We start from the raw sequence: 26,389 nt of genomic DNA, 5'->3' as shown, positions 1-26,389 counted from the left end.
CCATCTATACCGTGCAGCCTGACGAGGTCGCGGTCGAATTGCGCTTCGGCAAGCCGAAGGCCGAGCTCTCGCAGCCAGGCCTGCATTTCCACTGGTGGCCGATCGAAACGGTCGAAACGGCAAAGATTTCCGAGCAGCTCGTCAGCATCGGCGGCGGGGCGAGCAGCGGCTCCGGGCTGATGCTCTCCGGCGACCAGAACATCGTCAATGTGCAGTTCTCGGTCGCCTACCAGGTTTCCGATCCAAGGGCCTATCTTTTCGACGTCTCAGATCCCGACGGCATGCTGACGCAGGTGGCCGAAAGCGCCATGCGCGAGGTCGTCGGCCGGCGCCCCGCGCAGGATATTTTCCGCGACGATCGCCAGGGTATTGCCACATCGGTGCGTGAGATCGTCCAAAACACGCTCGATGGTTACAAGACGGGTCTGCAAGTCAACGCAATCTCCATCGAGGACGCCGCCCCGCCGCGCGAGGTCGCCGATGCTTTCGACGAAGTGCAGCGCGCCGAGCAGGACGAGGACAAGTTCGTCGAGCAGGCCAATCAATATTCCAACCAGAAGCTCGGCCAGGCGCGCGGTGAGGCGGCCCAGATCCGCGAAGATGCCGCCGCCTACAAGAACCGGGTCGTGCAGGAAGCCGAAGGTGAGGCGCAGCGCTTCATCTCCGTTTACAACGAATACGCCAAGGCGCCCGACGTGACGCGCAAGCGCCTTTACCTGGAAACAATGGAGAGGATCCTGAAGGACTCGAACAAGGTCGTCGTCGAGCAGGGCAACGGGCAGGGTGTGCTTCCTTATCTGCCGCTGCCGGCACTGCAGCCCAAGGCGCCGCCCGCGCCTGCGCTGGGAGGTAACCAGTGATGGCCAACCGTCTTCCCATCATCGCGATCATCGCGGCCGTCCTTCTGTTTCTGCTCTATTCGTCGGTGTTCGTCGTCAAGGCGGGCGAGCAGGCAATCGTGCTGAGGTTCGGCGAGATCATCGACGTCAAGACCGAGCCGGGCATCTATTTCAAGGCGCCATTCGCCTTCTTCGATGCCGACAGCGTTCAGACGATCGAGAAAAAAGTCATGCGCTTCGACCTCGACAATATCCGCGTTCAGGTCTCCGGCGGCAAGTTCTACGAGGTCGATGCCTTCATCGCCTACCGCATTTCGGATCCGCGCACGTTCCGCGCGGCGGTATCGGGGCAGGTGGAACTCGCCGAAGCCCGGCTGAAGACGCGTCTCGATGCGGCGCTGCGCCGCGTCTATGGTCTGCGCGATTTCGAGGCGGCACTTTCCGAAGAACGCGGCGTCATGATGCGCGAGGTGCGTGACCAACTGCGTCCGGACGCGACGTCGCTCGGCCTCGACATCGAAGATGTGCGCATCCGCCGGACGGATCTGACCGCCGAAGTATCGCAGCAGACCTACGATCGCATGAAAGCCGAACGCCTGGCGGAAGCCGAGCGGCTGAGAGCCCGTGGCAACGAGGCGGCGCAGCGTATCAAAGCCAGGGCCGACCGCGAGGTCGTCGAGATCATCGCCGAGGCGCAGAAAGAATCGGAGATCCTGCGCGGCGAGGGCGAGGCGCAGCGCAGCGCCACCTTTGCTGAAGCCTATAAGCGGGACCCGGGCTTCTTCGATTTCTATCGCTCGATGAATGCTTACGGCACAGCCTTGGACAGCACCGGAACCACCATGGTGCTGTCGCCCGACTCCGAGTTCTTCCGTTTCTTCCGCGATCCGGAAAGCAAGCCCGAGCCCGGACAGCCGGCGGCATCGCAGCCCGCGCCCGCGACGCCGGCAGCCCCGGCCACGCAACCCGGCAGCGCCCAGTAGCGGACGGTGCAGGATTTCCTCGCGGCCATCGGCCTGGTCCTCGTCATCGAGGGCCTGGTCTATGGCGGGTTTCCGGCTCTGGCCAGGAAACTGGCGGCGGAGGTGCTGTCGTTGCCGGAGAATGTGCTGCGAATCGCCGGATTGGCTGCAATCGCCCTCGGCGTCGCCATCGTCTGGCTGGTTCGCGGCTGATGAAATTCCTTGGTGCCGAGGCGATTGACGATTTATCTTCCGCCGATAGCTATAGCCGCAAACGTGCCTTATTTCTTGCCAACATGAATTGACGGGCGCCTTTGCGGAAGCGCCTTTCTTTTTCAAAACGCCGGGAGGCCACGATGATATCCGACACCCTGTTGCGCGCGGCGCGGCGCAGGTTTTTCGCCGGCGCCACCGCATTCGTCGTCGGCATAGTTGCCGTCCCGTCCTTCGTCACGCCCACGATCGCTTCCGACGCGCCGCCTTCCGTCGCCGACCTTGCCGAACGCCTGCTCGGCGCGGTGGTCAACATCTCGACCTCGCAAACCGTCAAAGGCACGGAAGGCCCCGGTGCGGTGCCGATGCCGCAGCTTCCGGAAGGCTCGCCCTTCCAGGATTTTTTCGATGACTTCTTCAAGAACCGCGGCGGCGACAAGGGCGGTGGGCAGAAGGTGCAGTCGCTTGGCTCCGGCTTCGTCATCGATGCCGAGCAGGGCATCGTGGTGACCAACAATCACGTCATCGCCGATGCCGACGACATCGAGGTCAATTTCTCCGACGGCGTGACGCTGAAGGCGACGCTTGTCGGCACCGATACAAAGACCGACGTCGCGTTGCTGAAGGTCGATCCGAAGGGCCACAAATTGACGGAGGTGAAGTTCGGCGATTCCACCAAGATGCGCGTCGGCGACTGGGTGATGGCGATCGGCAATCCGTTCGGTCTTGGCGGCACGGTCACGGTCGGCATCGTCTCGGCGCGCAACCGCGACATCAATTCCGGCCCCTATGACGACTTCATCCAGACCGACGCCGCCATCAATCGCGGCAATTCCGGCGGTCCGCTGTTCAACAGCAGTGGCGAGGTCATCGGCATCAACACGGCGATCATCTCGCCGTCCGGCGGCTCGATCGGCATCGGCTTTTCCATTCCCTCGCAGCTCGCCGCGGGCGTCGTCGATCAGCTTCGCCAGTTCGGCGAAACGCGGCGCGGCTGGCTTGGCGTGCGCATCCAGCCGGTGACGGAAGACATCGCCGAAAGCCTCGGCATGGCGACGGCCAAGGGCGCGCTGGTGGCCGGTGTCATCAAGGGCGGACCGGTCGACAACGGCACGGTTCAAGCCGGCGACGTCATCATCAAATTCGACGGCAAGGACATCCACGAAATGCGCGACCTGCCGCGCGTCGTCGCCGAAAGCCCGGTCGGCAAGGCCGTCGACGTCGTCATCGTGCGCAAGGGCGTCGAGCAGACAGTGAAGGTGACGCTCGGCCGGCTCGAGGACGGCGAGAAGCTGGCCAGCGGCGAGAACGGCAGTACCGGCGAGGACAAGGGCGACAAGGCGGCTCCTGTGTCGACGGCTTCGGTGCTCGGCATGACCGTTGGCGAGCTCAACGAGCAGACCAGACAGAAGTTCGGCATCGCGGCCGATGTGTCGGGCGTGGTCATCACCGACGTCGCCAAGGATTCGGCCGCCGCCGAACGCGGCATCCAGCCCGGCGAGGTGATCACCGAGATCGCGCAGGAATCGGTCGGCACGCCAAAGGATGTCATGGACCGGATCGGGGCGCTGAAAGAGCAGGGCCGCAAGAACGCGCTGCTGATGCTCGCCTCGAAATCCGGCGAGTTGCGCTTCGTGACGATCCGGATGGACTGATTCCGGAGAGCCCGAACGGGTTGATTTGCAAGAATGGGCGGCTAGCGGGCCGCCCTTTTTCGCGCCTGCCAGTCGTCGCGCGACAGCCGGTACAGCGCATGCCGCTTAAGATGAGGGTGGCTGTCCGGCACGGCGGGATGGTCGAAATCGGCGCCCGGGTCGGCGCGCATGCCGAGCCGCTTCATGACGGCGATCGAACGATGGTTTTCCACGACGGCAAAGGAGACGATTTCGTCCAGCTCCAGCGTTTCGAAACCGAAGGAGAGCCAGGCTTCGGATGCCTCGGTGACATAGCCCTTGCGCCAGTATTCCGGTGCCAGCCGCCAGCCGATCTCGATCGTGCCGGCCGGCAGGGAAGGCACATGATCGGTTTGGAGGAGGCCGACGAAGCCGATGCACTCGCCGGTGGCGGCAATCTCGGCGGCGGCGAAACCGTAGCCATCCTCATCGATCCAGGCGCGGAGCTCGTCCATCTTTGCGTCCGCCGCGGCCCGGTCGCGGCGGAACGGAAAAAATTCCATCACGCGCTCGTCCGAGTTGATGCGATGGAAGAGCGCGCGGTCGCGCTGTTCCCAATTGCGCAGGATGAGGCGCTCGGTGCGGATCGGCTTCATTGCACGAACTCGCCCTGGCGATAGCCCTGGAGGTAAAGCAGCGCGGTCAGATCGCCGTGGTCGATGCGGATCCTTGCCTGCTCAGCCACCGCCGGCTTGGCGTGCAGCGCGACGCCGGTGCCGGCCAGGCGGATCATGTCGAGGTCGTTGGCGCCGTCGCCCACGGCAACGGCATCCTGCGTCGTCACGCCCAGCCTTGCCGCGATGTCGAGCAGCGCCTCGGCCTTGGCGGCGCGGCCGAGGATAGGCTCGGCCACCGTGCCGGTGAATCTGCCGCCATCCTCGATCAGCCGGTTGGCGCGGTTCTCCTGGAAGCCCAGCATTGCGGCGATGCGGTTGGTGAAGACGTCGAAGCCGCCTGAGACCAGCGCCGTCCAGGCGCCGTTGGCACGCATGGTCTGCACCAGCGCGCGGCCGCCGGCGGCCAGCGTCAGCCGGTTGGCGATGATGCGGTCGACCACCGCCGTGTCGAGGCCCTTCAGCAAGGCGACGCGTTCGCGCAAGGCCGGCTCGAATGCGATCTCGCCATTCATCGACCGCGCGGTGATCGCAGCGACACGGTCCTTGACGCCGATCTCGTCGGCAAGCTCGTCGATGCATTCCTGAGCGATCATGGTCGAATCCATATCGGCAAGCAGGATCCTCTTCCTCCGGCCTTCAGCCGGCTGGACGATGATGTCGACCGGCTCGGAGGCCAATGCCGCGCGCAGATTGGCCGTCAATGCGCCGATGTCGGGCGTCTCCGGCAAAACCAGATCGCAGGCGACATCCTCGGCCAGCCAATGAACGGCGCTTGCGCCTGCCGCTCGCGAGGCGATATTCGCAAGCGGGACCGACACTCGGCGGTCTTTGGGATTGGACACAAGCGTGGCGATCAGAGGCATCGAAAATTCCGGCAGGCAGGCGGGCGAAGGCCGCGTGAAAAACGCCATCCTGATAGCGGGGCCGACCGCCAGCGGCAAGTCGGCGCTGGCGCTGGACGTCGCCGAGCGCAAGGGCGGCGTCATCGTCAACACCGATTCCATGCAGGGCTATTCGGTTCTTGACGTGCTGACGGCGCGTCCGAGCGCGGCCGAAACGGCGCGCGTGCCGCATTATCTGTACGGTCACGTGCATCCTTCGACAGCCTACTCGACCGGCGCCTGGCTGCGCGACGTCACCGGGCTGATCGCGGAAGGTATTTTCTCCGGCCGGCCGGCTGTCTTCGTCGGCGGCACCGGGCTCTATTTCCGAGCTTTAGCCGAAGGCATCTCGGACATGCCCGACATTCCGCCTTCGGTGCGTGAGCGCTGGCGCTACGAACTCAAGGAACAAGGGGCAGAACGGCTGCACCGTGTACTGATGCATCAGGATTCGGCTGTCGCCATGCAGCTCCGGCCGACCGATGGCCAGCGCATTGTGCGGGCACTGGAGGTGCTCGACGCGTCGGGACGGTCGATCCTTGAATGGCAAGCGGCACGCGGCCAGCCGCTCATCGACCGCGACAGCGCACGCTTCCTGGTGATCGAGCCGGATCGCGGCGAACTGGTGGCGCGTATCCGGGCGCGTTTCGATCAAATGCTCGACAAGGGCGCGCTCGACGAGGTCAGGCAGTTGATGGCACTCGACCTCGATCCGAACCTGCCGGCGATGAAGGCGATCGGCGTGCGCGAGCTGCAGGCCGCGATGGCCGGACACATGGGCTTTCCCCAAGCGATTGAGCGAGCCAAGATCGCGACGCGCCAATATGCCAAGCGGCAGACGACCTGGTTCAAACACCAACTGGGGCCGGAGTGGCAAAGGTTACGCCCGGGCGAGAAATGGTCAATCGGGGACTGATAGAATGCGATTTGATCAGGGCTTGGAATTGTGAGCGCAGCTTCCCGTCACGGTTGTCCGGGTTAACCGTCCGTAAGGCCTGGCATGCCATAACGGCGACGGTCGCAGTACCGCGGGGCGTTATGCGTTTTCACAAGGCGGAATCGGCGTTTTTCGTCTTTATCTTCGTGATCCTGGCCGCCGGCCTGGTGACCTTTCACGCCTATGGCCAATTGCAGGATATCGCGACCGCTCTCGACACAGCATCGCGTCTCGACAGAATCGCCTATCTCAACAAATTGCTGTTCGTGACCGGTGCGCTGCTGGCTGCTGCCTTGTTCTTTGGAACCTTCTTCATCTACCCGCTGATCCGCGGCCAGGTGAGGGAAGAGGGCAAGTTGCGCGCCATGACGGTGTCGCTGAGCGCCCGTTCGCAAACGCTCGAGCACGCAGCGCTCACCGACGGCCTGACCGGAATGCAGAACCGCCGCTACTTCGATGACGCGTTGCGGGAATATCTAGACGAGTTCGGCCGCATCGACAAGCCGGTGGGCCTGATGATCCTCGATCTCGATCATTTCAAGCAGGTCAACGACACGCATGGCCACGATGTCGGCGACGAGGTTCTGCGGTCCGTCGCGCAGTGCGTACGGGGCATGACCCGCTATCACGATGTGGTGGCGAGGCTGGGCGGCGAGGAGTTCGCCGTGGTCACGCCCAACATGGATGCGGAACTGCTCGCGCGGTTCGCCGAGCGCATCCGCAAGGCGATCGCCAACCTGTCGATCATGTCGGGCAATGTGCGGCTGAAGGTCACCACCAGCGTCGGCCTCGCCGTCTGGGACCGCAAGGAGAGTGCCGAGGACTTCTATCGCCGCGCCGACCGGCAGCTCTACGAGGCGAAGAAGCAGGGCCGCAACCGCGTCTGCGCCTGAAATTCCATGATCAAATTCTTGACGCTGGCCGCCTGGAGCCGTGTTCTGCGCTTCTACCGCGCCGCGCGTCTCCTATGATCCTTTCCGAAAAGCGTTCTCGATTTTCGGGGTCATGCGCGTGCTCACGGACTATATGTCCGCTCCGGTTCTCGAAAGCGACTTCAGTCGACTCAGCCCGGGACTCAGTCGGCGCGAAGATGCAGAACGATTAGTCGTTCTGCTGGCGCATGCCGAAGGTCGAGGGCCTCAGGCCGTAACGCATGTCGAAATCGTCGTCCGGTTGCACGCGCGGCGCCGATGGCTTGCGGTAGTCGGGGTCGCCAGCCTGGCGCCCGGTATCGACGGCTTCGGCGAACGCTATCGACTGCTGCGGTTTCGGCACGTTGCGCAGACGCTCGACAATTCCGGCGAGATCGACATCGTCGCCGGAATCCGCGGGCAAGGCCTGCTCCCGCCTCGCTGTGCCGGGAATGAATTCCTGGGACAGTTTCTCGAATTTGAGCCGCATGGTCGTCGCCACGCCTTCGCCGAAGGCAATGGCTTCGCGCTGGCCCATGGAGGACAGGAACGCCAGCGTCGAGGCCGAGGAATCGGCGATCGCCGAGCGGATGATCGCCTGGTCCTGCTCGTTGGCGAGCCGCATGGCGAAGAAAGTCGAGCATTGCGACAGGATGGTCGGATCGAGCTCGCCTGGACGCTGGGTCACAACGCCGAGATAGCAGCCATATTTGCGGCCTTCCTTGGCGATGCGCGACAAAGCGTGCCTGGTCGGCGCGAAGCCGAGACGCGGATCGGCAGGCATGTAGCGGTGCGCTTCCTCGCAAAGCAGGAGCAGCCGCAGCCGGCCCTCGCTCCAGAGCGCAAGGTCGAAGGCGAGGCGCGCCAGCACCGAGCAGACCGAATTGACGACTTCGGACGGCATGCCCGCCATCTCGAAGCAGGTCACCGGACGTCCATGGTTCGGTACGCGGAAGATGTTGCCGATCGTCTCGTGGATGGTGTCCTCGATCAGCCGCGAATTGAACATGAAACGGTAGCGCGGGTCGGAAGCGGCCGATTCGATGCGCGTCCTCAACGACTTCAGTGTCGGCCGATCGTTCTTGCTTTCGAGCAGACCCATGCGCTCGTCGATCTGCTTGAGCAGATCGGCGATGCGGTAAGGCACCGGCGTGTCCGCCGTCAGCGCATCGCTGCCGCGCCTGATATAAGAGCCGGAGCTCGGGTTGCGATAGAGGTTCTTGGCGGCCGGGATGAGGTCGCGCAGGACGTCGACTTCCTCCGGAACGGTCTCGCGACCGCGAAACAGAACTTCGGCGAATTCTTCCAGTCTGAACATCCAGAACGGCAGGTCGAGCGTCTTGGAATCAACCTTCACGCAGTATTCCGGAAGCGAGGCGGCAAACTCGTTGTGCGGGTCGAGGATCAGCACGCGCAGATCGGGCCGCGCCTCGATCGATTTGCGCAACAGCAGCGAGACAGCCGTGGATTTGCCGACGCCGGTCGTGCCGACAATGGCGAAATGGCGCGCCAGCGTGTCGTCGACAGCGATGTTGGCGTCGATCGCCTCGTCCTGGGACAGCGTGCCGATGGTGATCGAATGGCGGCCGGCGAGATCGTAGACGGCCTGCAGGTCGCGGCTGCGGATACGGTGGGCAACCGCGCCGATATGCGGATAGGTGGTGATGCCGCGGTCGAAGACCGGTTTGGCGCCGGGCTCGGCGCCATCGCGCACCTCGCCGATCAGTTCGATGCTGACCTCGATTGCGTTCTGGCCCTCATTGCTCCAGGCGCGGTCAGACTTGCCGATCGCATAGACAAGGCCAACGGTTCGCGTCGCGCCAAGGTTGATGGAAATCATCTTGCCGACGGTCCACAGGCCGGTCACCGTGCCTTCGGCATCTTCGGCATAGGCGCTGATGGTAGCGCGCGCACCGTCGCATTGCACGACGTTGCCCAGGATGCGCTTGTCGCTCTGCTGGGCGTCGCGGCGCTCCTGCGAGGTCGGCTCCCCAATGGAGGCTTCGCGTTCAACAAACATCGGTTACCTGTCCCATTCCCCTCGGGGTCAAAGCTATCCCAATCGGGGTTAAAGCCGCGTGAGGTCGGATGGTGTAGGTCCCGTTAAACCACTCGCGAAAATGCGATCGACCAGCCTCTTCCTTCATCCCGGAATTTCGATATATTGGATGAATGACTGATATATCGAACGACATCACATCCACGATCGGCAGGCGGATACGCTCCGAGCGTGATTTGCGGGGATGGTCGCTGGCCGAGTTGGCCGAGCGTTCCGACGTTTCCAAGGCGATGCTGAGCGCCATGGAGCGCGGCCTGACAAGTCCGACCGCGGCGCTCCTCGTGCGCATCGCGTCGGCTTTCGGCATGACGCTCTCGACGCTGATTGCCCGCGCCGAAATGCAGGGCGGCAGTGTGTGCCGCAAGGACGAGCAGCCGGTCTGGCAGGATCCGGCGACCGGCTATGTGCGACGCCATCTGTCGCCGGCAACGCAAATGCCGCTCGAGCTGATCCGGGTCAGCCTGCCGGCAGGCGCCAAGGTCGAATTCCCGGCAGCGTCCTATGCCTTCATCAAGCAGCAGATCTGGCTGATCGGCGGCCGCCTGGACTTCACCGAAGGCAATGTCGTGCACAGGCTGGAGTCGGGCGACTGCCTGGCGCTCGGAGCCCCGTCGGACTGCACCTTCCACGCTCCGGGACCGGAAGCCGCCGAGTATCTGGTGGCGCTGGTCCGGGGCTGATCGCATGGCACGCCGGCCTGAACGGTCCCACAATGGCGGGCCGCCTCTCGACGACTACGAAGGTCCGCCCTGGGGTAAGGGCGACGCCTACATCTTTCTTGCCTGGCGCGCCGCCCACGACAAAGCCTGGAAGGCGCCGAGCCACGCCGTCATGCTGATGCGGCTGGAAAAGGCCGAGCGGCTTGGGCTCACCTATGAGGAATACACGCTCGAGATCCTGGAGCGCGGGCGGCACCTCAGCGAGGACGATGCCGAGCGTATTGCGGAAATCCGAAGGGCGCGCCGCCGAAGACGTAGCAGTCATTTCGCATGAGCGTGGCCCGACACCTCATCACCTGGAGACCACCGACATGAACCCCCTTGAAATCAGGGCGTTGAACGACGACGCAAAAACCAGCGGGATGCTCGCCGACTTGCTGATCGAGACAGTCGCCGCCGGCGGATCGGTAAGCTTCATGCATCCCTTGTCTCCCGACGCGGCCCATGAGTTCTGGCGCAAATCGCTCGCTGCCGCGGCGCGCGGGGAACGGGCGCTGCTGGGCGCATGGGATGGCGAGACGCTTGTCGGCACCGTCACACTGCTTCTCGACTGCCCGCCCAACCAACCGCACCGCGCCGAGATCGCCAAGCTGATGACCCGCCTCGACTATCGCGGCAAAGGTATTGCCAGCGGCCTGATGCGGGCCGCTGAGGAACTGGCGGTCAAGAAAGGGCGCACCCTGCTGGTGTTGGACACAGCAAGCGAACAGGGGGCCGGCGGCCTTTACGAAAAACTCGGCTTCTCGCTGACCGGCGAGATTCCGGACTATGCGTTGAAACCCCATGGTGGGCTCACCGGCACGCTCATCTATTGGAAGCGGATAGGGGAGCCGGCCCGAGCGCTATCCTGAAATGCTGGCGAGACGCGACAAAAGCCAGCGGCGAAAATCCTGTTCGGCGCCGGACAGCCGCGATGACGATGGCCATGTCAGGAAGTGACCCGATGGGCTCGAGAGCTCGAAATCGGAAAGCCTGACAAGGAGATTGTCCTTAAGCGCGGCGTCGATGAGCGGCCGCAAGCCCAGCAGCGCTCCGGCGCCGGACTTCGCCGCCTCCATCGCGGCGACAAAACTGTCGAAGCGATGCGAGCGTTGGGAGTGTCCGGCAAGGCCGGAGGCTGCGAACCATTCCGCCCACATCTCGCGCGCACCCGCCACCAAAAGCAGCGGCAGGGATGTCCATTCGGCATTTCCGGCCAAGGTCGGCGCCGCGACCGGAACGAGCCGCTCGACCGTCAGCCGGTCGGCGTCGCGCCCGGAAAACGAACCGTTGCCGAAGCGGATGTCGAGCGTCGAGCCCGCCTCGTCGTAGTCCGTCGGCCGATGGATGGTCACCAGATCGAGCCTGATCCACGGCAGCGCCTTTGCGAGATCGGGAAGAGCCGGGACCAGCACCAGCAGCGCGAAAGAAATCGGAACGCGAAGGGTGACGGTCTGCAAAACGCGTGGCTCGAACAACTCGTTCGTGCTGCTGCCGATAATCGCGAACGCCGACTGGATGTGGGGAAGATAGGCGGCGCCCTGCGGCGACAACGCCACGCCGCGTGCCAGCCGCGCGAACAGTCGCGTCTTGAGACGCTCTTCCAGAAAGCGGATGTGCTGGCTGACGGCGGCTTGCGTGAGCCCGAGCTCGGCGGCAGCGGCGGTGAAATTCGACAGGCGCGCAGCCGCTTCGAAACTGCGTAGCCAGTCGAGCGGAGGCATGGGATCGGCAGCTTTTCCAGTCATTAGGTTTTTGGCAGCATTGGCTGAAAAACAATAACTTGATTTATGCCTTCGGCAAAGACAGCATCAATCGGTACCGCGGCGACGGCCCGAAGACGGGAGTTTCAGAAACGTGCTGACGAGAGCAACCCTTGTCGACGAAGGACGGACGATCGCGCTTGGCTGGGACGACGGAACACGCAGCCGATTCCATGCCATGTGGCTGCGCGACAACGCACTGGACTACAGGACGCGCAGCGCCGGCAACGGCCAGCGGCTGATCACCATCCTGGACATTCCGGCCGAGACACGGATCGGAGAGGCCTCGATCAAGGGCGAGGCGCTGGTGGTCACGTTCGTGCCTGAAGACAAGACCGTCAGCTTTCCCGCAAGCTGGCTTCGCGCCCATACTTACGACCGCGAAGAAAATCGGCAGCCCGGCTGGACCAGCAGCGACATTCGGCGGTGGACCAAGGCCACGATGCAGAGTTCGGTGCCGCGCACGGCCTATAGTGAGGCGCGGCACGACAGGAATGTTCTGCGGCAATGGCTGACGGCGGTGCGGAGCTTTGGCTTTGCCGTCATGGACGGTCTGCCGGCCGAATCCGGGGCATTGTGCAGTGTGGCCGATCTCTTCGGATATATCAGGGAGACCAATTACGGGCGCTGGTTCGAGGTGCGCGCCGAGGTCAATCCGAACAATCTTGCCTACACCAACCTTGGCCTGCAGGCGCATACCGACAATCCCTACCGCGACCCGGTGCCGACGCTGCAGATCCTGGCCTGCATCGAGAATACGGTGGAAGGCGGCGAATCCAGCGTCGTCGACGGATTCGCGGTGGCGGCCGCGCTGCAGGCGGAGAATTCGAACGGCTTCCGGTTGCTTTCCTCCTATCCGGCGCGCTTCGAATATGCCGGCTCATCGGGCGTGCGGCTGCAGTCCAAGCGCCCGATGATCGAGCTCGGACCGAATGGCGAGCTCATCTGCGTGCGCTTCAACAACCGCTCGCTGGCGCCGACCATCGACGTGCCGTTCGCCGAAATGAACGCATATTACGCCGCCTATCGCCGGTTCGCCGAACTGATCGAGGATCCGGCCTTCGAGGTGACCTTCAAGCTCGAGGCGGGCCAGTCGTTCATCGTCGACAACACGCGCGTCATGCATGCGCGCAAGGCCTTTTCCGGCAGCGGCACGCGCTGGCTGCAGGGCTGCTACGCCGACAAGGACGGCCTGCTGTCCACGCTGGCGGCAATCGAACACGATGTCAGAGAGGCGGCCGAATGAAATCGAATGAACTGAACACCGGCAACATCGTCGAGTTCATCGCCGACATTTTCGAGCTTCGCGGCGCGGAATCCTATCTCGGCGAGCCGGTCACCATGTCCGAGCATATGCTGCAGGGCGCGTGGCTAGCCGAGCAGGATGGCGCGCCGGAGGAGCTTGTGGCTGCGGCGCTGCTGCACGACATCGGCCACTACACCAGCGAGTTCGGCACCTATTCGCCCGACGACGTCGAGGACAAGCACCACGACGAGGCGGGTGGCGAGCTGCTGGCGCCGTTCTTTCCGCCGGTCATCGTCGAATGCGTCAGGCTGCATGTTGCGGCCAAGCGTTATCTCTGCGCCACCGATCCGAGCTATTTCGGCAAGCTGTCGCCGGCCTCGGTCCATACGCTGTCGCTGCAGGGCGGGCCGATGAGCGCGGAGGAGGTGGCGGAGTTCCGCAGCAATCCATTCCATCAGGAAGCCGTGCGTGTGCGCATCTGGGACGAGGGTGGCAAGGTCGCCAACATGAAGACGCGCGCCTTTCGCGACTACGTGCCGCTGCTGGAGCGGGTGGTGAAAAAGTTCGCGGCCCGAAGCGCGACGTGATCACCGGCGCCGCCCCCACCCGGCACACTTGCCTACAATAGTGGCCGTTTCTCGGCAACATCATGCGTCTCGACATACCCGGCAAAATGCGTTGGCGGCAACCAGGCAAGGGGTGTGGTGCTGGCGGTCTGAACAATCCGCGCCGCTGAACAATGGGACCGACAGATTGCCCGTTGACAGCGGCGCGGAACCGACCTTATTGTCCGCGCCCATGAAAACAGCACTCATTCTCGTAGGCTGGCGCGTGGGCAAGGCGGTGTAACCGCCGGGCGAAAACCTCCCATGCGCATCCCACAGGCTCCCTCGGGGGCCTTTTTTATTGCCCAAAACCCAACTAAACGACCAGCAAATCGCCAGATGGCGAACAGTACGGGACCAGACCGATGAGCAACGGACATAACGAGCGGCGCGAAATGACGGGCGCCGAAATGGTGGTGCAGGCGCTGAAGGACAACGGCGTCAAGCATGTCTTCGGCTATCCGGGCGGCGCGGTCCTTCCGATCTATGACGAGATCTTCCAGCAGGATGAGGTCGAGCACATTCTGGTCAGGCACGAGCAGGGTGCCGGCCATGCCGCCGAAGGTTATGCGCGTTCGACCGGCAAGGCCGGCGTGCTGCTGGTCACGTCCGGCCCCGGGGCCACCAATGCGGTGACGCCGCTGCAGGACGCGCTGATGGATTCCATTCCGCTGGTCTGTCTCACCGGTCAGGTGCCGACCTCGCTGATCGGCTCCGACGCCTTCCAGGAATGCGACACCGTCGGCATCACGCGCCCCTGCACCAAGCACAATTGGCTGGTGAAGGACGTCAACGAGCTCGCCGCCACCATCCACGAAGCCTTCCATGTCGCGACCACCGGGCGGCCGGGCCCGGTCGTCGTCGACATTCCGAAGGACGTGCAGTTCGCCAAAGGCATCTACGTGCCGCCGCAAACGGCGCCGCGCACCAGCTATCAGCCGAAGGTCCAGGGCGATCTGGAGAAGGTGAAGGCCGCCGTCGAATTGATGGCCGGCGCGAAGAGGCCGATCATCTACAGCGGCGGCGGCGTCATCAATTCAGGTCCGGAAGCCAGCCATCTGCTGCGCGAGCTGGTCGACCTCACCGGCTTCCCGATCACCTCGACGCTGATGGGCCTCGGTGCCTATCCGGCTTCGGGCAAGAACTGGATCGGCATGCTCGGCATGCATGGCACCTACGAAGCCAACATGGCCATGCATGATTGCGACGTGATGATCTGCATCGGCGCGCGCTTCGACGACCGCATCACCGGCCGGCTGACCGCGTTCTCGCCGAACTCGAAGAAGATCCATATCGACATCGATCCGTCCTCGATCAACAAGAATGTCCATGCCGATGTGCCGATCCTGGGCGATGTCGGCCGCGTGCTGGAGGATCTGGTGCGGCTGTGGCGGGCGACTGCCAAGGCCGACAAGAAGGCGCTCTATCCATGGTGGGAGCAGATCGCGAAATGGCGCGCGCGGGACTCGCTCGCCTATAGGATGAACAACGACGTGATCATGCCGCAATACGCGATCCAGCGGCTCTATGCGCTGACCAAGGATATGGACACCTACATCACCACCGAAGTCGGCCAGCACCAGATGTGGGCGGCGCAGCACTATCACTTCGACAAGCCCAACCGCTGGATGACCTCGGGCGGCCTGGGCACGATGGGATATGGCCTGCCGGCGGCGCTCGGCGTGCAGATCGCACATCCGAATGCGCTGGTCATCGACATCGCCGGCGACGCTTCGGTGCAGATGACGATGCAGGAGATGAGCTCGGCCGTGCAGTACGACGCGCCGATCAAGATCTTCATCCTCAACAACCAGTATATGGGCATGGTGCGCCAGTGGCAGCAGCTTCTGCACGGCAACCGGCTGTCGCATTCCTACACCGAGGCGATGCCGGATTTCGTCAAGCTGGCGGACGCCTATGGCGGCCATGGCATACGCTGCGACAAGCCGGACGAGTTGGATGACGCGATCCGCGAGATGATTTCGGTGACGAAGCCGGTGCTATTCGACTGCCGCGTGGCGACTCTCGCCAACTGCTTCCCGATGATTCCGTCCGGCAAGGCGCATAACGAGATGCTCCTGCCTGACGAGGCGACCGACGAGGCGGTGGCCAACGCCATCGACGCCAAGGGCAGGGAACTGGTGTAGCGGCAGACAGCGTCTGCGGCGGAAGCCGTGTGGAAACATAGAATTAGCGCCAAAGTTTGAAATCGAGATTCACGTCATGAACGCACAGCTCCAGCCGACCGGCTCCGCCTACTTCATCGCCAAGGAAACCGAAAAGCCGGAAACGCACACGCTTTCCGTGCTGGTCGACAACGAACCGGGGGTGCTTGCCCGCGTCATCGGCTTGTTTTCGGGGCGCGGTTATAACATCGAAAGCCTCACGGTGTCCGAGACCGAGCACGAGAAGCATTTGTCGCGCATCACCATCGTGACGCGCGGCACGCCGCATGTGCTGGAGCAGATCAAGCACCAGCTCGAGCGGATCGTGCCGGTGCACCGCGTGGTCGATCTCACCGTGCGCTCGCACGAACTCGGCCAGGAGCGGCCGCTGGAGCGCGAGCTTGCCCTCGTCAAGGTCGCCGGCGCCGGCGACGCCCGCGTCGAGGCGCTGCGGCTGGCCGATGCCTTCCGCGCGTCGGTCATCGACGCCAACACCGAGCATTTCATCTTCGAGATCACCGGCAAGGGTTCCAAGCTCGACCAGTTCATTGCCATCATGAAGCCGCTCGGCCTGGTCGAGATCTGCCGCACCGGTGTCGCAGCCATGAACCGCGGCCCGCAGGGCATGTAGGCGCGCCACCCACCGCTCCGGCTGCTTCAAATTCTCCTCGCTGGTCCGGCGGTCGCCCGTCCGTGGCTTTTGCGCGCCTGCCGAAAAAGGACAATATAGCTGACCTATCCGGGGAGGATATGATGTCCGTCAACGCGTTCCTTGCACTCCTGGTCTATGCCTTCGTGACGTCGATCACGCCGGGGCCGAACAATCTCATGCTGCTGGCCTCCGGCGTCAATTTCGGCATAGTCAGAACGGTTCCGCATATGCTGGGCATCAGCATCGGTTTTCTGGTTCTGCTGCTGGCCGTCGGCTTCGGACTCGGCGCGGTGCTGACAGCGTTTCCGGCGCTGCATGCTGCGCTGAAAATCGCCGGCGCAGCCTATCTGCTCTATCTCGCCTGGAAGATCGCCATGTCGCGTTCGATGGGTGGCAAGGACGGGGCGAAGGCGCGTCCGATGCGCTTCATCGATGCCGCCGCGTTCCAATGGGTCAACCCGAAGGCGTGGGTGATGGCGATCACTGCCATGGCCGTCTACACCAATCCGGATCATCCGTTCGTCTCGGTGGCGCTGATTTCGATCGCCTTCACCATCGTCAACCTGCCCAGCGTTTCGGTGTGGGCCGGGTTCGGCACCGCGCTGCGCGGCTTCCTTTCGGATCCCGTGCGGCTGAAATGGTTCAACATAGGAATGGGTCTGCTGCTCGCAGCGACGCTCTGGCCGATGCTGCGTTAAGGGATCGCCACGGCACGTTAGCCGGCTGCACAACAATTGTGCAGTGCATATTAAATCTTCGTAATCCCGCGTTTTGGCCCTTTTCCGCCAAAGCCTTGTCCTATCTATTCGGCGAAATTCGCGGCAACGGCCGTGAAATGAGCTGAGAATAGACCACCGGTTTCGGCGTGTCGGATAGAGGGCCAGTTGTCGATGCGCGGAAAAATCGCCTTTACAGTCGTCGCTCTGGCCTGCCTTGCAGGTGTCGGCCTTTATCTGTCGCCCGCCACAATGGGCAGGGTGCAGCAGCTGATCTCCGGCCAGCAGGCCGACACAGCCGGCGCCGACACGACCAAGGCATCGGGCAGCCAGAAGGGCGGCGCTGGCGGCGCGCGTTCCGCCTCGATCGTTTCGGCAACTGCGACGACCGCCGATTTTCCGATCCGTCGCTACGCCATCGGCTTCGTCTCCTCACCGTCGGTGGTCAGCGTAAATGCCCGTGTCTCCAGCCAGATCGTGTCGATCGCGGTGAAGGACGGGCAAATGGTCAAGGCCGGCGACCTTCTCTTCTCGCTCGATGACCGCGCACTGAAGGCGCAGCTTGCCAAGGATCAGGCGACGCTCGTCAAGGACCAGGCCCTGCTGGTGAGCGCCACGGCGGATCTTCAGCGCGCCAAGGACCTTGTCGCCAAGCAGGCTGGCACGCAGCAGACTTACGACCAGGCACTGGCGGCGCAGAAGGCCGCGGCCGCCACCATCGATGCCGACAAGGCGACGATCGACGCCGATACCGTCCAGTTAAGCTACGCGACCATCAGCGCGCCCATCTCAGGCAGGCTGGGAGCGGTCAACGTCTCGGTCGGGGATCTCGTCACCACCAGCAACGGCTCAAGCACCACGACGCCGCTTGTGACCATCACACAGATGGACCCGCTGCAGGTTAATTTCACTCTTCCGGAAAGCAACCTTGCTTTATTGCACAAGGCGCTGGCGAGCCCACAGCAAGGCGACGTGACGCTCACCAAGGACGGCGATCCCACGCCGATCGGCAAGGGCACGCTCGATTTCGTCGATTCCAGCGTCGACACCGCCTCCGGCACCATCGCCACGCGGGCGAGCATACCGAACTCCGATCTTTCGCTTTGGCCGGGGCAGTATGTGAATGTCATCCTTGATGCCGGCACGATGCCGCAGATGACCTCGGTGCCGACGGTCGCGGTGCAGCCGAGCCAGAAAGGTCCCTTCGTCTATGTGATCAAGCCGGACAACACGGTCGAGATGCGGCCCGTGCAGGTGGCGCTGACGGAGGGCGATAACAGCGCCATCAGCCAGGGCCTCAAGGGCGGCGAGAAAGTGGTGGTCGAAGGCCAGACAAGGCTAAAGGACGGCGCGACGGTGCACGAAGGCAAGACAGCGAGCAGCAGCGGCGATCAAAATTCGCCTAAGGTCGCTCAGGCCGACAAGGCCGGCGAGGCTCGCCCATGATTTCCGAATTCTGCATACGAAAGCCCGTCGCCACGCTGCTGATGTCGTTCGCCCTCGTGCTGGGCGGACTGTTCGCTTACAAGTTCCTGCCGGTTGCGGCGCTGCCCAGCGCGGAGTTCCCGGTGGTGAATGTCTCGGCCCAACTGGCCGGCGCTTCGCCGGAGACCATGGCGACCTCGGTCGCGACGCCGCTGATCAAGCAGTTCGCAACCATTGCCGGCATCGATTCGATTTCGACCACCAACTCGCTGGGCCAGACCTCGATCGCCATCCAGTTCGTGCTCAACCGCGACATCGACGCGGCTGCCGCGGACGTTCAGGCAGCCATTGCGCGCACGCAAAAATCGCTGCCGCCGCAAATGACGGCGCCGCCAAGCTATCGCAAGGTCAATCCGGCCGATGCGCCGATTCTTCTGATGTCGCTGGTCAGCGACACCGTTCCACTCACCGACCTCGACGCCTTCGCCGAAAACGTCATCTCGCCCTCGCTGTCGACCATCGATGGCGTTGCGCAGGTTTCGATCTACGGACAGCAAAAATATGCGGTGCGCATCCAGATCGATCCGACCGCGCTCGCCGCGCGCGGCATCTCGATCGACCAGTTGCAGACGGCCGTGGCCTCGGCCAACAGCAACACCCCGCTCGGCGTGCTGCAGAACGACAAGCAGCAGCTGACGATCACGGCCAACACTCAGTTGATGAACGCCGCCGATTTTTCAAACATTATCATCGCCACCAAGAACGGCCATCCGGTGCGGCTGGGCGAGGTCACGCGCGTCATCGACTCGGTCGAAACCACGACGACGGCGAGTTGGTATGACGGCACGCGCGCCATTATCATGGCCGTGCAGCGCCAGCCCGACGCCAATACGGTCGACGTCGTCGACAAGGTCAAGGCGATGCTGCCGTCTTTCCAGGACCAGATGCCGGCTGCCGCGAGCATCAAACTGCTCAACGACCGATCCACCTCGATCCGCCAGGCCGTCGACGACGTGCAGTTCACGCTGCTCCTGACCATCGCGTTGGTGGTGATGGTGATCTTCGTGTTCCTGCGCCGCGTCACGGCAACGATCATCCCGGCGGTGGCCGTGCCGATCTCGCTGATCGCGACGCTCGGCGCGATGTTCCTGTTCGGCTTCTCGATCGACAACATCTCACTGATGGGTCTGACGCTGGCCGTCGGCCTAGTCGTCGACGACGCGATCGTCATGCTCGAAAACATCTTCCGCCACATGGAAGAGGATGGGCTGTCGGCTTTCGACGCCGCGGTCAAGGGCGCGCGCGAGATCGGCTTCACCATCATATCGATTTCGATTTCGCTGGTGGCGGTGTTCATCCCCGTGCTTCTGATGGGCGGCGTCATCGGTCGCATCTTCAACGAATTCGCCGTCGTGGTGACGGTCGCCATCCTGGCGTCGATGTTCGTGTCGCTGACCCTGACGCCGATGCTGTGCTCGCGGCTCTTGTCGGTGACCAAGGCCGATCGCGACGCGCATGCCGACGGTCACAGACATGATCTCATCACGCGTGGCTATGACTGGATCCTGAGCTTCTGTCTGCGCCACACCTTCCTGGTGTTCCTGGTCTTCGTCGGCACCGCGGCAGCCTCCGTCTGGCTGATCCAGGTTTCGCCGAAGGGCTTCTTCCCGCAAGAAGACATAGGCCAGATCTCGGTAACCACCATCGCCCGCCAGGACATCTCCTTCGACGCGATGACGAAGCTGCAGAGCCAGGTCGCCGACGTCTTCTCGCATTCGCCTTACGTCGATCACGTCGCCTGGTCGGTGGGCAGCGGCAATAATGCGCTCAATCAGGGACAGTTGTTCGTGCAACTGAAGGACAAGGACAAGCGTCCCGACATAGAGAAGGTGCTTTCCGATTTGAGGCGGCAGCTGTCCGGCGTCGCCGGCATCGAAACCTATATGCAACCGGTGCAGAACCTCAGGCTCGGCTCGCGGTCCTCGGCCAGCGCCTATCAGCTGGTCGTCCAAGGCCTCGATAACGGCGCGACGGACGCCTGGGCGCAGAAATTGAACGACGCCATGGCCGCCGATCATAAATTCTTCACTGACGTCACAAGTGATTTGCAGAACAACGCGCTGCAGGCGTCGCTGGTCGTCGATCGCGACAAGGCCGCTCAGCTCGGTATCGACACGGACACGCTGCGCTCCGCCCTCTATGGCGGCTTCGGCACCGATCAGGTCTCAACCATTTTCGGCTCGGCCGACAGTTACGAAGTCATCACCGAGCTCGATCCGAAGATCGAGTGGTCGCCGGAGCGCATGCTGGCCATTCAGGTGAGAACGGCGAGCGGCAGCCTCGTTCCTCTCGGTGCCTTCGCCCGGGTCGATCGTACGGCCGGCGCCTTGACGGTCAACCAGCTTGGCCAGCTGCCGGCGGTGACGATCTCCTACAACCTGCCGCAGGGTGTCTCGCTCGGCGACACGGTGACCCGCATCAACCAGCTCAAGGACCAGATCGGCATGCCGCAGGCGATCGGCACCACCTTCGCCGGCACAGCCAAGACGTTCCAGGATTCGCTTGCCAACCAAGGGCTGCTGATCGGGGGCGCGATCCTCACGATCTACATCGTGCTCGGCATGCTCTACGAGAGCTTCATCCATCCGCTGACCATTCTGACGGGCCTGCCATCGGCGGTACTGGGCGCGGTGGTTGCATTGCGGCTCTTCGGCATGGACCTGTCGGTCATAGCCGTGATCGGCATCCTAATGCTGATCGGCATCGTCAAGAAAAACGGCATCATGATGATCGACGTGGCGCTGGAGTTGAGGCGCGAAGGGATGTCGGCGCTGGACTCCATCCACAAGGCGTGCCTGATGCGTTTCCGGCCGATCATGATGACGACGCTGGCGGCCTTGATGGGCACGTTCCCGATCGCGCTCGGCACCGGCGCCAGCGCCGAGCTGCGCCAGCCGCTCGGCGTTGCGGTGGTCGGCGGCCTGCTCGCATCCCAGGCGCTGACCCTGTTCGTCACGCCGGTCATCTATGTCTATTTCGAGCATTTCTCCGGCTGGCTGCTCAGCTTCTCCTCGAAGAAGAGCCGGCCGGCGTTGCATGCGGTCGAGCCGGTCGAGCAGCCCTCGCTCTTCGACCCCGGAGAAAATGCCGAACCGAAAAAATTGGCCGCCGAATAGGCGGCTCGGCTCTGGCCCAAGGCGCCGAGCTTGCGGGGGCGTGCGCACGATCGTAACCTTGCGCCATGTCCCATGATCACGACCACGACAACGAGCTCGATCCGTTTGCGGCGCGCGTGCGCGCCTTGGAAACGATCCTTACCGAGAAGGGCCTGATCGATCCGGCGGCCATCGACGTCATCGTCGAAACCTACGAAACGAAAATCGGCCCACGCAACGGCGCCAGGGTGGTGGCGAAGGCCTGGAACGATCCGGCCTATGCCGAATGGCTGAAGCGCGACGCGACGGCGGCAATTGCCTCGCTCGGCTATACCGGGCGTCAGGGCGAGCACATGCAGGCGGTGTTCAACACGCACGAGACGCACAACCTCGTCGTGTGCACGCTCTGCTCCTGCTATCCGTGGTCCGTGCTCGGCCTGCCGCCGGTCTGGTACAAGGCGCCGCCCTATCGTTCGCGGGCTGTTATCGATCCGCGCGGCGTGCTTCAGGAGTTCGGTCTGACGCTGCCCGCGGGTAGGAAAATCCGCGTCTGGGATTCGACGGCCGAGCTTCGCTACCTGGTGGTGCCGATGCGGCCGAAAGGCACCGAGGGCTGGAGCGAGGAGCAACTCGCCGGCCTGGTCAGCCGCGATTCGATGATCGGCACGGCGCTGGCGAAGGAGCCGGCATGAACGGGCCGCAAGATCTCGGCGGGCAGATGGGGTTCGGGCCGGTCGCGCCCGAGACGGGCGAGCCTTACTTCCATGCTTCCTGGGAGCGGCGGGCGCTTGGCGTCACGCTCACTGCCGGCGCCATGGGTGCCTGGAACATCGACGAGAGCCGGCATGCGCGAGAATCGCTGCATCCCGCCGATTATTATTCGTCGAGCTATTACCAGATCTGGATCCAGGCGCTTGAGGTACTCCTGAAGCGCCATGGCTTCGTGACGGAACGCGACCTTGCCGCCGGCAAGGCTGTCGATCCGGCGGCGACACCCAAACGCGTGCTGAAGGCTGCCGATGTGCCTGCCGTGCTCGCCAAGGGCGGGCCATGCGATCGTCCCGTGGCTGCGCCGGCACGCTTCCAAGCGGGCGACCGCGTTCGGACGAAGAATTTCAGTCCCACCGGCCATACGCGCCTGCCGCGCTACGCGCGCGGCAAGAACGGAAGGATCGAGGCCGTTCGCGACGGCTTCGTGTTCCCGGACAGCAACGCGCATGGCAAGGGCGAGAACCCGCAATGGGTCTATACCGTGGTTTTCGACGGCGCCGAGATCTGGGGCGAGGGCGCCGATCCGACGCTTGAGGTCTCGATCGATGCTTGGGAGAGCTACCTTGAGCCCGCATGAGATTGAACTGCCGGGCGGCTTCGACGATCCGGTTTTCGCCGAACCGTGGCAGGCGGAGGCTTTCGCCATCACGGTGGCGCTGCACGACAAGGGCCTGTTTTCGTGGAACGAATGGGCGGACGCCTTGTCCGCCGAAGTGAAGAAGCCGGACGCCGCGAGCGACGGCCACGACTATTACGAGCACTGGCTGTCGGCGCTGGAAAAATTGCTGGCGACCAAGGGCGTCGCCGGCAAGCACGAGATCGATGCGCTCGCGGCCGCCTGGGAGCGTGCCGCGCACGCCACGCCGCACGGCAAGCCGATCCTGCTGGAGAATGATCCCGGAGGCCACCGGTAGCCCGGACTCAAACTTCGTTCCCTTTACGTTCTTGTTTGCGCCTGATAGCGTGCCGAGCTGATAATGAATGAGACCGTCGCCGACGACGCCGGTGATGGCACGCCAACCTTGTGTTTCGCTCGCGAATCCGGTCTGTCGAACTGATGGAATTCTCTCCTCAACAGGACGAGGCTTTGAAGGCGGTCGGCCGCTGGCTGAAGGACGGGCGGCCGCAGATCTTCCGCCTGTTCGGCTATGCCGGCACCGGCAAAACGACGCTTGCGCGCTATTTCGCCGAGCACGTCGACGGGCAGGTGCAATTCGCGGCATTCACCGGCAAGGCTGCCCAGGTGCTGCGCTCCAAGGGAGCGACCAACGCCCGCACCATCCATTCGCTGATCTACAGGCCGAAGGGCGAGGAATCGGTCGAGGACCAGGTGACGGGCAAGACGTCGATGTCGCCGACCTTTTCACTCAACCGGCAAAGTCCGATCGCGCGCGCCAAGCTGGTCGTCATCGACGAATGTTCGATGGTCGACGAGCAACTCGGCCGCGACCTGATGAGCTTCGGCACGCCGATCCTGGTGCTCGGTGATCCGGCGCAGTTGCCGCCGATCTCGGGCGGCGGCTTCTTCACCGAGCACGAGCCGGATGTGCTGCTCACCGAGATCCATCGCCAGGCGCGCGACAACCCGATCATCCGGCTGGCGCTCGACGTGCGCGAAGGCCGCGAGTTCATGCATGGCGACTACGGCACGGCGCAGGTGATCGGCAGGGAAGGGGTCACGCAGGATCTGGTGATGAAAGCCGATCAGGTGCTGGTCGGCACCAACCGCACGCGGCGGCGCTACAACCAGCGCCTGCGCGAGCTGAAGGGCTTTTCCGCCGACTATCCGCAGGCCGGCGACAAGCTGGTCTGCCTGCGCAACGATCCGGCCAAGGGGCTGCTCAACGGATCGCTGTGGAAAGTGATGACCTCGTCGCGCGAGACGGTGAAGCCTGGCATCAACCTGCTGGTCTCGCCGGAGGAGGACGATCCCGACCGCGGCGTTGCCAAGATCAAGCTGCTGAAGGCGGCGTTCGAGGATCCGGATGCCGAGATTCCATGGCAGCAGAAGAAGCGATTCGACGATTTCGACTACGGCTATGCGCTGACCGCGCACAAGGCGCAGGGCTCGCAGTGGAATGACGTCGTGCTGTTCGACGAGAGCTGGGCCTTCAAGGAGACCCGGCAACGCTGGCTCTACACGGCCATCACGCGTGCGGCCGAGCGGCTGACGATCGTGCGATAGAGCGGTTCACCGGTTCAGGAAAACGGTAAACCCCTCTGCCTCCTTGTCTTGGCGCGATTCCGAACGGAAAGCCGTTCACACCTTTCCTGGAAATTGCTCCAGTCCCGCTTATTCTGCCGACCTCGCATCGAGCCATTGCCAGGCCGCGGCTTCGTCGTCACTGGTGAAATGCCGGAATTCGAACGGCAGAACCTTCGGAAAGAAGTCGCCGACAAGGGATGCCCAGCGCGGTTCGCCGATGGCTGCGCAACGGACGACATGCTCCAGCGCGTCGGCCACACCTTGCTGCAGCGTGTCTTGCGAGATGTTGGCCCAATCGACGCTCTCCTCGTCAGTCAGCCGCACCAGCACGTCGATCCTCGGGTGCAGAGCATAGGCAGCTTCCAGCAGCCCGAAAAGGTTTTCCGCATCCGCCGGCGAAACATCGCCGACGACGTCGATTGCAAAAAGTGCGTCACGGTTGGTTTCAATGCGGCGTATCGCCGGCACCGCCTCGAGGAAATTCACTGGCAAATCCTTGTGTTGGCCATCAGCTAGTCTCTGGAACACCGGAAACCCACTATCTGTTCCCTGCAAAGGCGCTATAGATGCCCGCCAAAACCAAGCTGGATGCGAATTCATGCCTGCAAAGCTTTCGGTCAACCTCAACGCTGTCGCCATGCTGCGCAACCGCCGCGACCTGCCGTGGCCGAGCGTCATCGGGCTGGGGCGCATCGCTCTTGCCGCCGGCGCGCATGGGTTGACTGTTCATCCACGCCCCGATGAGCGGCATACGAGACATTCCGACTTGCCGGAGATCAGGGCGCTGATCGACGATGAGTTCCCAAAGACGGAATTCAACATCGAGGGCTACCCGACAGAGGATTTCCTGGTGCTTGTCGAGAAGAACCAGCCGGAGCAGGTGACGCTGGTGCCCGACGATCCGGCGCAGGCGACATCGGACCACGGCTGGAACTTCGTCGCGCAGGCCGCGTTCCTGACACCGATCGTCAAGCGGCTGAAGAAGGGCGGATTTCGCGTGTCGCTGTTTTCCGACGCCGATGCGGCCGGCGTGAATGCCGCGCGCGATACCGGCGCCGACCGGATCGAACTCTATACCGGGCCCTATGGCGGTTACCATTCCGATTCCGCCAAGGCGGCCAGGGAATTGGAAAGACTGGGAAAAACCGCGGACGCGGCACTCGCGGCGGGGCTCCAGGTCAATGCCGGCCACGATTTGACCGTGAACAATCTGCCGGCATTGATCAAACGCATCCCCGCATTGGCCGAAGTATCGATCGGACATGGGTTGACAGCGGATGCGCTGGAGTATGGCATGGCCGGCACGGTTGGGCGGTTCTTGAAGGCCTGCGGATGGTAGGGCGAGGATGCCTTGCGTAGCTCCGGCGTGTTCCGCGCTTTGCGGCAGCCTCGGAGCGTGGCGAATCTGATGAAGTGGGGTTCATGGTGCTAGCCAACGCCAGCGAAACAGAATCCCTCGAACCTTTGGGCCATGCCGAGGCCGAGCGGCAGCACAGCACCAAGGTTCTGATGCTCGGCGCGCTCGGCGTCGTCTACGGCGATATCGGCACCAGTCCGATCTACGCCTTTCGAGAGGCTCTCCATGCTTCAGGGGGAGTGGTGGCCCGCAACGATGTGCTCGGCGTGCTGTCGCTGATCGTCTGGGCGCTCACCATCATCGTCACGATCAAATATGTCGCCTTCGTGCTGAGGGCCGACAATAAGGGCGAGGGCGGCACGCTGTCGCTGATGGCGCTGGCACGGAGCGCCTATCCGCAGGGCTCCAGCCTGATCCTGGTGATCGGCCTCTGCGGCGCGGCCCTCTTCTTCGGCGATTCGATCATCACGCCGGCGATCTCCGTGCTTTCGGCGGTTGAAGGCCTGGAAGTCATCACGCCGGCGCTCGATGCCTATGT

At 63.4% G+C, this 26,389-nt stretch carries 27 protein-coding genes; 22 read left to right on the top strand and 5 right to left on the bottom strand.

The genetic code is table 11. From position 1 onward, the window contains the following. From hflK to EOA49_RS16455, 4 genes are all read left to right on the top strand, one after another. Positions 1 to 860: FtsH protease activity modulator HflK (hflK, locus tag EOA49_RS16470; protein ID WP_127243253.1), on the top strand; the 860-nt coding region annotated here is incomplete at its 5' end. After that, a complete protein-coding gene (locus EOA49_RS16465; RefSeq protein WP_127241925.1) occupies positions 860 to 1,822 on the top strand; it encodes a protease modulator HflC in 963 nt (320 codons plus the stop codon). The genes hflK and EOA49_RS16465, both read left to right, overlap by 1 nt. A gap of 6 nt (positions 1,823 to 1,828) precedes the next feature. Continuing rightward, entirely contained in the window at positions 1,829 to 2,014 is a 186-nt protein-coding gene (locus EOA49_RS16460; protein ID WP_095783779.1) for a DUF2065 family protein, read from the top strand. A 143-nt stretch (positions 2,015 to 2,157) separates the two neighbouring features. Then, positions 2,158 to 3,669 carry a DegQ family serine endoprotease gene (locus EOA49_RS16455; RefSeq protein ID WP_127241926.1) on the top strand — a complete coding sequence of 504 codons (1,512 nt, stop codon included), beginning with the start codon at positions 2,158 to 2,160 and terminating at the stop codon, positions 3,667 to 3,669. A gap of 41 nt (positions 3,670 to 3,710) precedes the next feature. Here EOA49_RS16455 and EOA49_RS16450 read toward each other — a convergent pair whose 3' ends face one another. Both EOA49_RS16450 and serB read right to left on the bottom strand, forming a co-directional pair. Next, the gene (locus EOA49_RS16450) at positions 3,711 to 4,283 is read right to left on the bottom strand and encodes a GNAT family N-acetyltransferase (RefSeq protein ID WP_067323220.1); all 573 of its coding nucleotides are present in this window, start codon (positions 4,281 to 4,283) and stop codon (positions 3,711 to 3,713) included. Further along, a complete protein-coding gene (gene serB, locus EOA49_RS16445; RefSeq protein ID WP_127241927.1) occupies positions 4,280 to 5,167 on the bottom strand; it encodes a phosphoserine phosphatase SerB in 888 nt (295 codons plus the stop codon). The genes EOA49_RS16450 and serB overlap by 4 nt, the downstream gene beginning before the upstream one ends. On the opposite strand from serB, the gene miaA reads away from it, so the two are divergent. Together miaA and EOA49_RS16435 are read left to right on the top strand one after the other, a co-directional pair. After that, on the top strand, positions 5,157 to 6,101 hold the full coding sequence (miaA, locus tag EOA49_RS16440) for a tRNA (adenosine(37)-N6)-dimethylallyltransferase MiaA (RefSeq protein ID WP_127243255.1): 945 nt from the start codon (positions 5,157 to 5,159) through the stop codon (positions 6,099 to 6,101). The two genes, serB and miaA, sit on opposite strands and share 11 nt — an antisense overlap. A 122-nt stretch (positions 6,102 to 6,223) precedes the next feature. Then, entirely contained in the window at positions 6,224 to 7,015 is a 792-nt protein-coding gene (locus EOA49_RS16435) for a GGDEF domain-containing protein (protein WP_066990920.1), read from the top strand. Between the two features lie 208 nt (positions 7,016 to 7,223). Here EOA49_RS16435 and EOA49_RS16430 read toward each other — a convergent pair whose 3' ends face one another. Next, positions 7,224 to 9,053 (bottom strand): ATP-binding protein, encoded by a 1,830-nt coding sequence (locus tag EOA49_RS16430; RefSeq protein WP_127242017.1) that lies wholly within the window; start codon positions 9,051 to 9,053, stop codon positions 7,224 to 7,226. A 152-nt stretch (positions 9,054 to 9,205) separates the two neighbouring features. Here EOA49_RS16430 and EOA49_RS16425 point away from each other — a divergent pair, with 152 nt between their 5' ends. Genes EOA49_RS16425 through EOA49_RS16415 form a run of 3 tightly spaced genes read left to right on the top strand, consistent with a single transcriptional unit; the run spans position 9,206 to position 10,662 of the window. Next, positions 9,206 to 9,772 (top strand): XRE family transcriptional regulator, encoded by a 567-nt coding sequence (locus EOA49_RS16425; protein ID WP_127242018.1) that lies wholly within the window; start codon positions 9,206 to 9,208, stop codon positions 9,770 to 9,772. Positions 9,773 to 9,776: 4 nt separating this feature from the next. Continuing rightward, complete coding sequence (locus EOA49_RS16420) at positions 9,777 to 10,085, top strand: hypothetical protein (protein WP_127242019.1); 309 nt, start codon at positions 9,777 to 9,779, stop codon at positions 10,083 to 10,085. 37 nt (positions 10,086 to 10,122) lie between these two features. Beyond that, the gene (locus EOA49_RS16415) at positions 10,123 to 10,662 is read left to right on the top strand and encodes a GNAT family N-acetyltransferase (protein WP_127242020.1); all 540 of its coding nucleotides are present in this window, start codon (positions 10,123 to 10,125) and stop codon (positions 10,660 to 10,662) included. Here the strand turns inward: EOA49_RS16415 and EOA49_RS16410 are convergent. Continuing rightward, entirely contained in the window at positions 10,654 to 11,514 is an 861-nt protein-coding gene (locus EOA49_RS16410; protein ID WP_164749236.1) for a LysR family transcriptional regulator, read from the bottom strand. The genes EOA49_RS16415 and EOA49_RS16410 overlap by 9 nt on opposite strands. 133 nt (positions 11,515 to 11,647) lie before the next feature. Between EOA49_RS16410 and EOA49_RS16405 the strand changes: the two genes are divergently transcribed. From EOA49_RS16405 to EOA49_RS16355, 11 genes are all read left to right on the top strand, one after another. Then, entirely contained in the window at positions 11,648 to 12,799 is a 1,152-nt protein-coding gene (locus EOA49_RS16405; protein WP_127241710.1) for a gamma-butyrobetaine dioxygenase, read from the top strand. After that, a complete protein-coding gene (locus tag EOA49_RS16400) occupies positions 12,796 to 13,386 on the top strand; it encodes an HD domain-containing protein (RefSeq protein ID WP_127241709.1) in 591 nt (196 codons plus the stop codon). Before EOA49_RS16405 ends, EOA49_RS16400 begins: the two co-directional genes overlap by 4 nt. A gap of 383 nt (positions 13,387 to 13,769) precedes the next feature. Further along, positions 13,770 to 15,551, top strand: coding sequence for an acetolactate synthase 3 large subunit (locus EOA49_RS16395; RefSeq protein ID WP_127241708.1), 1,782 nt, complete (start codon positions 13,770 to 13,772; stop codon positions 15,549 to 15,551). 76 nt (positions 15,552 to 15,627) lie between these two features. Beyond that, on the top strand, positions 15,628 to 16,200 hold the full coding sequence (gene ilvN / locus EOA49_RS16390) for an acetolactate synthase small subunit (protein WP_040969991.1): 573 nt from the start codon (positions 15,628 to 15,630) through the stop codon (positions 16,198 to 16,200). A 122-nt stretch (positions 16,201 to 16,322) separates the two neighbouring features. Further along, positions 16,323 to 16,919, top strand: a complete 597-nt coding sequence (locus tag EOA49_RS16385) for a LysE family translocator (protein ID WP_127241707.1) — start codon at positions 16,323 to 16,325, stop codon at positions 16,917 to 16,919. A gap of 192 nt (positions 16,920 to 17,111) precedes the next feature. After that, positions 17,112 to 18,383 (top strand): efflux RND transporter periplasmic adaptor subunit, encoded by a 1,272-nt coding sequence (locus EOA49_RS16380; protein WP_095802662.1) that lies wholly within the window; start codon positions 17,112 to 17,114, stop codon positions 18,381 to 18,383. After that, entirely contained in the window at positions 18,380 to 21,538 is a 3,159-nt protein-coding gene (locus EOA49_RS16375; RefSeq protein WP_127241823.1) for an efflux RND transporter permease subunit, read from the top strand. The genes EOA49_RS16380 and EOA49_RS16375 overlap by 4 nt, the downstream gene beginning before the upstream one ends. Positions 21,539 to 21,603: 65 nt before the next feature. Beyond that, positions 21,604 to 22,209 (top strand): nitrile hydratase subunit alpha, encoded by a 606-nt coding sequence (gene nthA, locus EOA49_RS16370; RefSeq protein WP_127241822.1) that lies wholly within the window; start codon positions 21,604 to 21,606, stop codon positions 22,207 to 22,209. Beyond that, positions 22,206 to 22,865, top strand: coding sequence for a nitrile hydratase subunit beta (gene nthB, locus EOA49_RS16365; RefSeq protein ID WP_127241821.1), 660 nt, complete (start codon positions 22,206 to 22,208; stop codon positions 22,863 to 22,865). The genes nthA and nthB overlap by 4 nt, the downstream gene beginning before the upstream one ends. Beyond that, positions 22,852 to 23,202: a nitrile hydratase accessory protein gene (locus EOA49_RS16360; protein WP_127243251.1), complete on the top strand. Its 351-nt coding sequence runs from the start codon at positions 22,852 to 22,854 to the stop codon at positions 23,200 to 23,202. Before nthB ends, EOA49_RS16360 begins: the two co-directional genes overlap by 14 nt. A 143-nt stretch (positions 23,203 to 23,345) precedes the next feature. Further along, complete coding sequence (locus EOA49_RS16355) at positions 23,346 to 24,473, top strand: ATP-dependent RecD-like DNA helicase (protein WP_127241819.1); 1,128 nt, start codon at positions 23,346 to 23,348, stop codon at positions 24,471 to 24,473. Positions 24,474 to 24,581: 108 nt separating this feature from the next. Here the strand turns inward: EOA49_RS16355 and EOA49_RS16350 are convergent, their stop codons facing one another. Then, on the bottom strand, positions 24,582 to 25,115 hold the full coding sequence (locus EOA49_RS16350; protein ID WP_348626875.1) for an STAS/SEC14 domain-containing protein: 534 nt from the start codon (positions 25,113 to 25,115) through the stop codon (positions 24,582 to 24,584). Between EOA49_RS16350 and EOA49_RS16345 the strand changes: the two genes are divergently transcribed. After that, positions 25,093 to 25,833 (top strand): pyridoxine 5'-phosphate synthase, encoded by a 741-nt coding sequence (locus tag EOA49_RS16345; protein ID WP_095802658.1) that lies wholly within the window; start codon positions 25,093 to 25,095, stop codon positions 25,831 to 25,833. The two genes, EOA49_RS16350 and EOA49_RS16345, sit on opposite strands and share 23 nt — an antisense overlap. 125 nt (positions 25,834 to 25,958) lie before the next feature. Continuing rightward, a partial coding sequence (locus EOA49_RS16340; RefSeq protein WP_348626877.1) for a KUP/HAK/KT family potassium transporter occupies positions 25,959 to 26,389 on the top strand: 431 nt, incomplete at its 3' end.

Source organism: Mesorhizobium sp. M1A.F.Ca.IN.020.04.1.1 (assembly GCF_003997315.1).
Taxonomy (GTDB): Bacteria; Pseudomonadota; Alphaproteobacteria; order Rhizobiales; family Rhizobiaceae; genus Mesorhizobium.
This window is presented reverse-complemented; position numbering and strand designations above follow the sequence as displayed.

Coding starts and splice junctions, on each gene's coding strand:
- EOA49_RS16465 (WP_127241925.1), top strand. CDS start 860: ATGGCCAACCGTCTTCCCATCATCGCGATCATCGCGGCCGTCCTTCTG.
- EOA49_RS16455 (WP_127241926.1), top strand. CDS start 2,158: ATGATATCCGACACCCTGTTGCGCGCGGCGCGGCGCAGGTTTTTCGCC.
- EOA49_RS16450 (WP_067323220.1), bottom strand. CDS start 4,283: ATGAAGCCGATCCGCACCGAGCGCCTCATCCTGCGCAATTGGGAACAG.
- serB (WP_127241927.1), bottom strand. CDS start 5,167: ATGCCTCTGATCGCCACGCTTGTGTCCAATCCCAAAGACCGCCGAGTG.
- EOA49_RS16435 (WP_066990920.1), top strand. CDS start 6,224: ATGCGTTTTCACAAGGCGGAATCGGCGTTTTTCGTCTTTATCTTCGTG.
- EOA49_RS16430 (WP_127242017.1), bottom strand. CDS start 9,053: ATGTTTGTTGAACGCGAAGCCTCCATTGGGGAGCCGACCTCGCAGGAG.
- EOA49_RS16425 (WP_127242018.1), top strand. CDS start 9,206: ATGACTGATATATCGAACGACATCACATCCACGATCGGCAGGCGGATA.
- EOA49_RS16420 (WP_127242019.1), top strand. CDS start 9,777: ATGGCACGCCGGCCTGAACGGTCCCACAATGGCGGGCCGCCTCTCGAC.
- EOA49_RS16415 (WP_127242020.1), top strand. CDS start 10,123: ATGAACCCCCTTGAAATCAGGGCGTTGAACGACGACGCAAAAACCAGC.
- EOA49_RS16410 (WP_164749236.1), bottom strand. CDS start 11,514: ATGCCTCCGCTCGACTGGCTACGCAGTTTCGAAGCGGCTGCGCGCCTG.
- EOA49_RS16400 (WP_127241709.1), top strand. CDS start 12,796: ATGAAATCGAATGAACTGAACACCGGCAACATCGTCGAGTTCATCGCC.
- EOA49_RS16395 (WP_127241708.1), top strand. CDS start 13,770: ATGAGCAACGGACATAACGAGCGGCGCGAAATGACGGGCGCCGAAATG.
- ilvN (WP_040969991.1), top strand. CDS start 15,628: ATGAACGCACAGCTCCAGCCGACCGGCTCCGCCTACTTCATCGCCAAG.
- EOA49_RS16385 (WP_127241707.1), top strand. CDS start 16,323: ATGTCCGTCAACGCGTTCCTTGCACTCCTGGTCTATGCCTTCGTGACG.
- EOA49_RS16380 (WP_095802662.1), top strand. CDS start 17,112: ATGCGCGGAAAAATCGCCTTTACAGTCGTCGCTCTGGCCTGCCTTGCA.
- EOA49_RS16375 (WP_127241823.1), top strand. CDS start 18,380: ATGATTTCCGAATTCTGCATACGAAAGCCCGTCGCCACGCTGCTGATG.
- nthA (WP_127241822.1), top strand. CDS start 21,604: ATGTCCCATGATCACGACCACGACAACGAGCTCGATCCGTTTGCGGCG.
- nthB (WP_127241821.1), top strand. CDS start 22,206: ATGAACGGGCCGCAAGATCTCGGCGGGCAGATGGGGTTCGGGCCGGTC.
- EOA49_RS16355 (WP_127241819.1), top strand. CDS start 23,346: ATGGAATTCTCTCCTCAACAGGACGAGGCTTTGAAGGCGGTCGGCCGC.
- EOA49_RS16345 (WP_095802658.1), top strand. CDS start 25,093: ATGCCTGCAAAGCTTTCGGTCAACCTCAACGCTGTCGCCATGCTGCGC.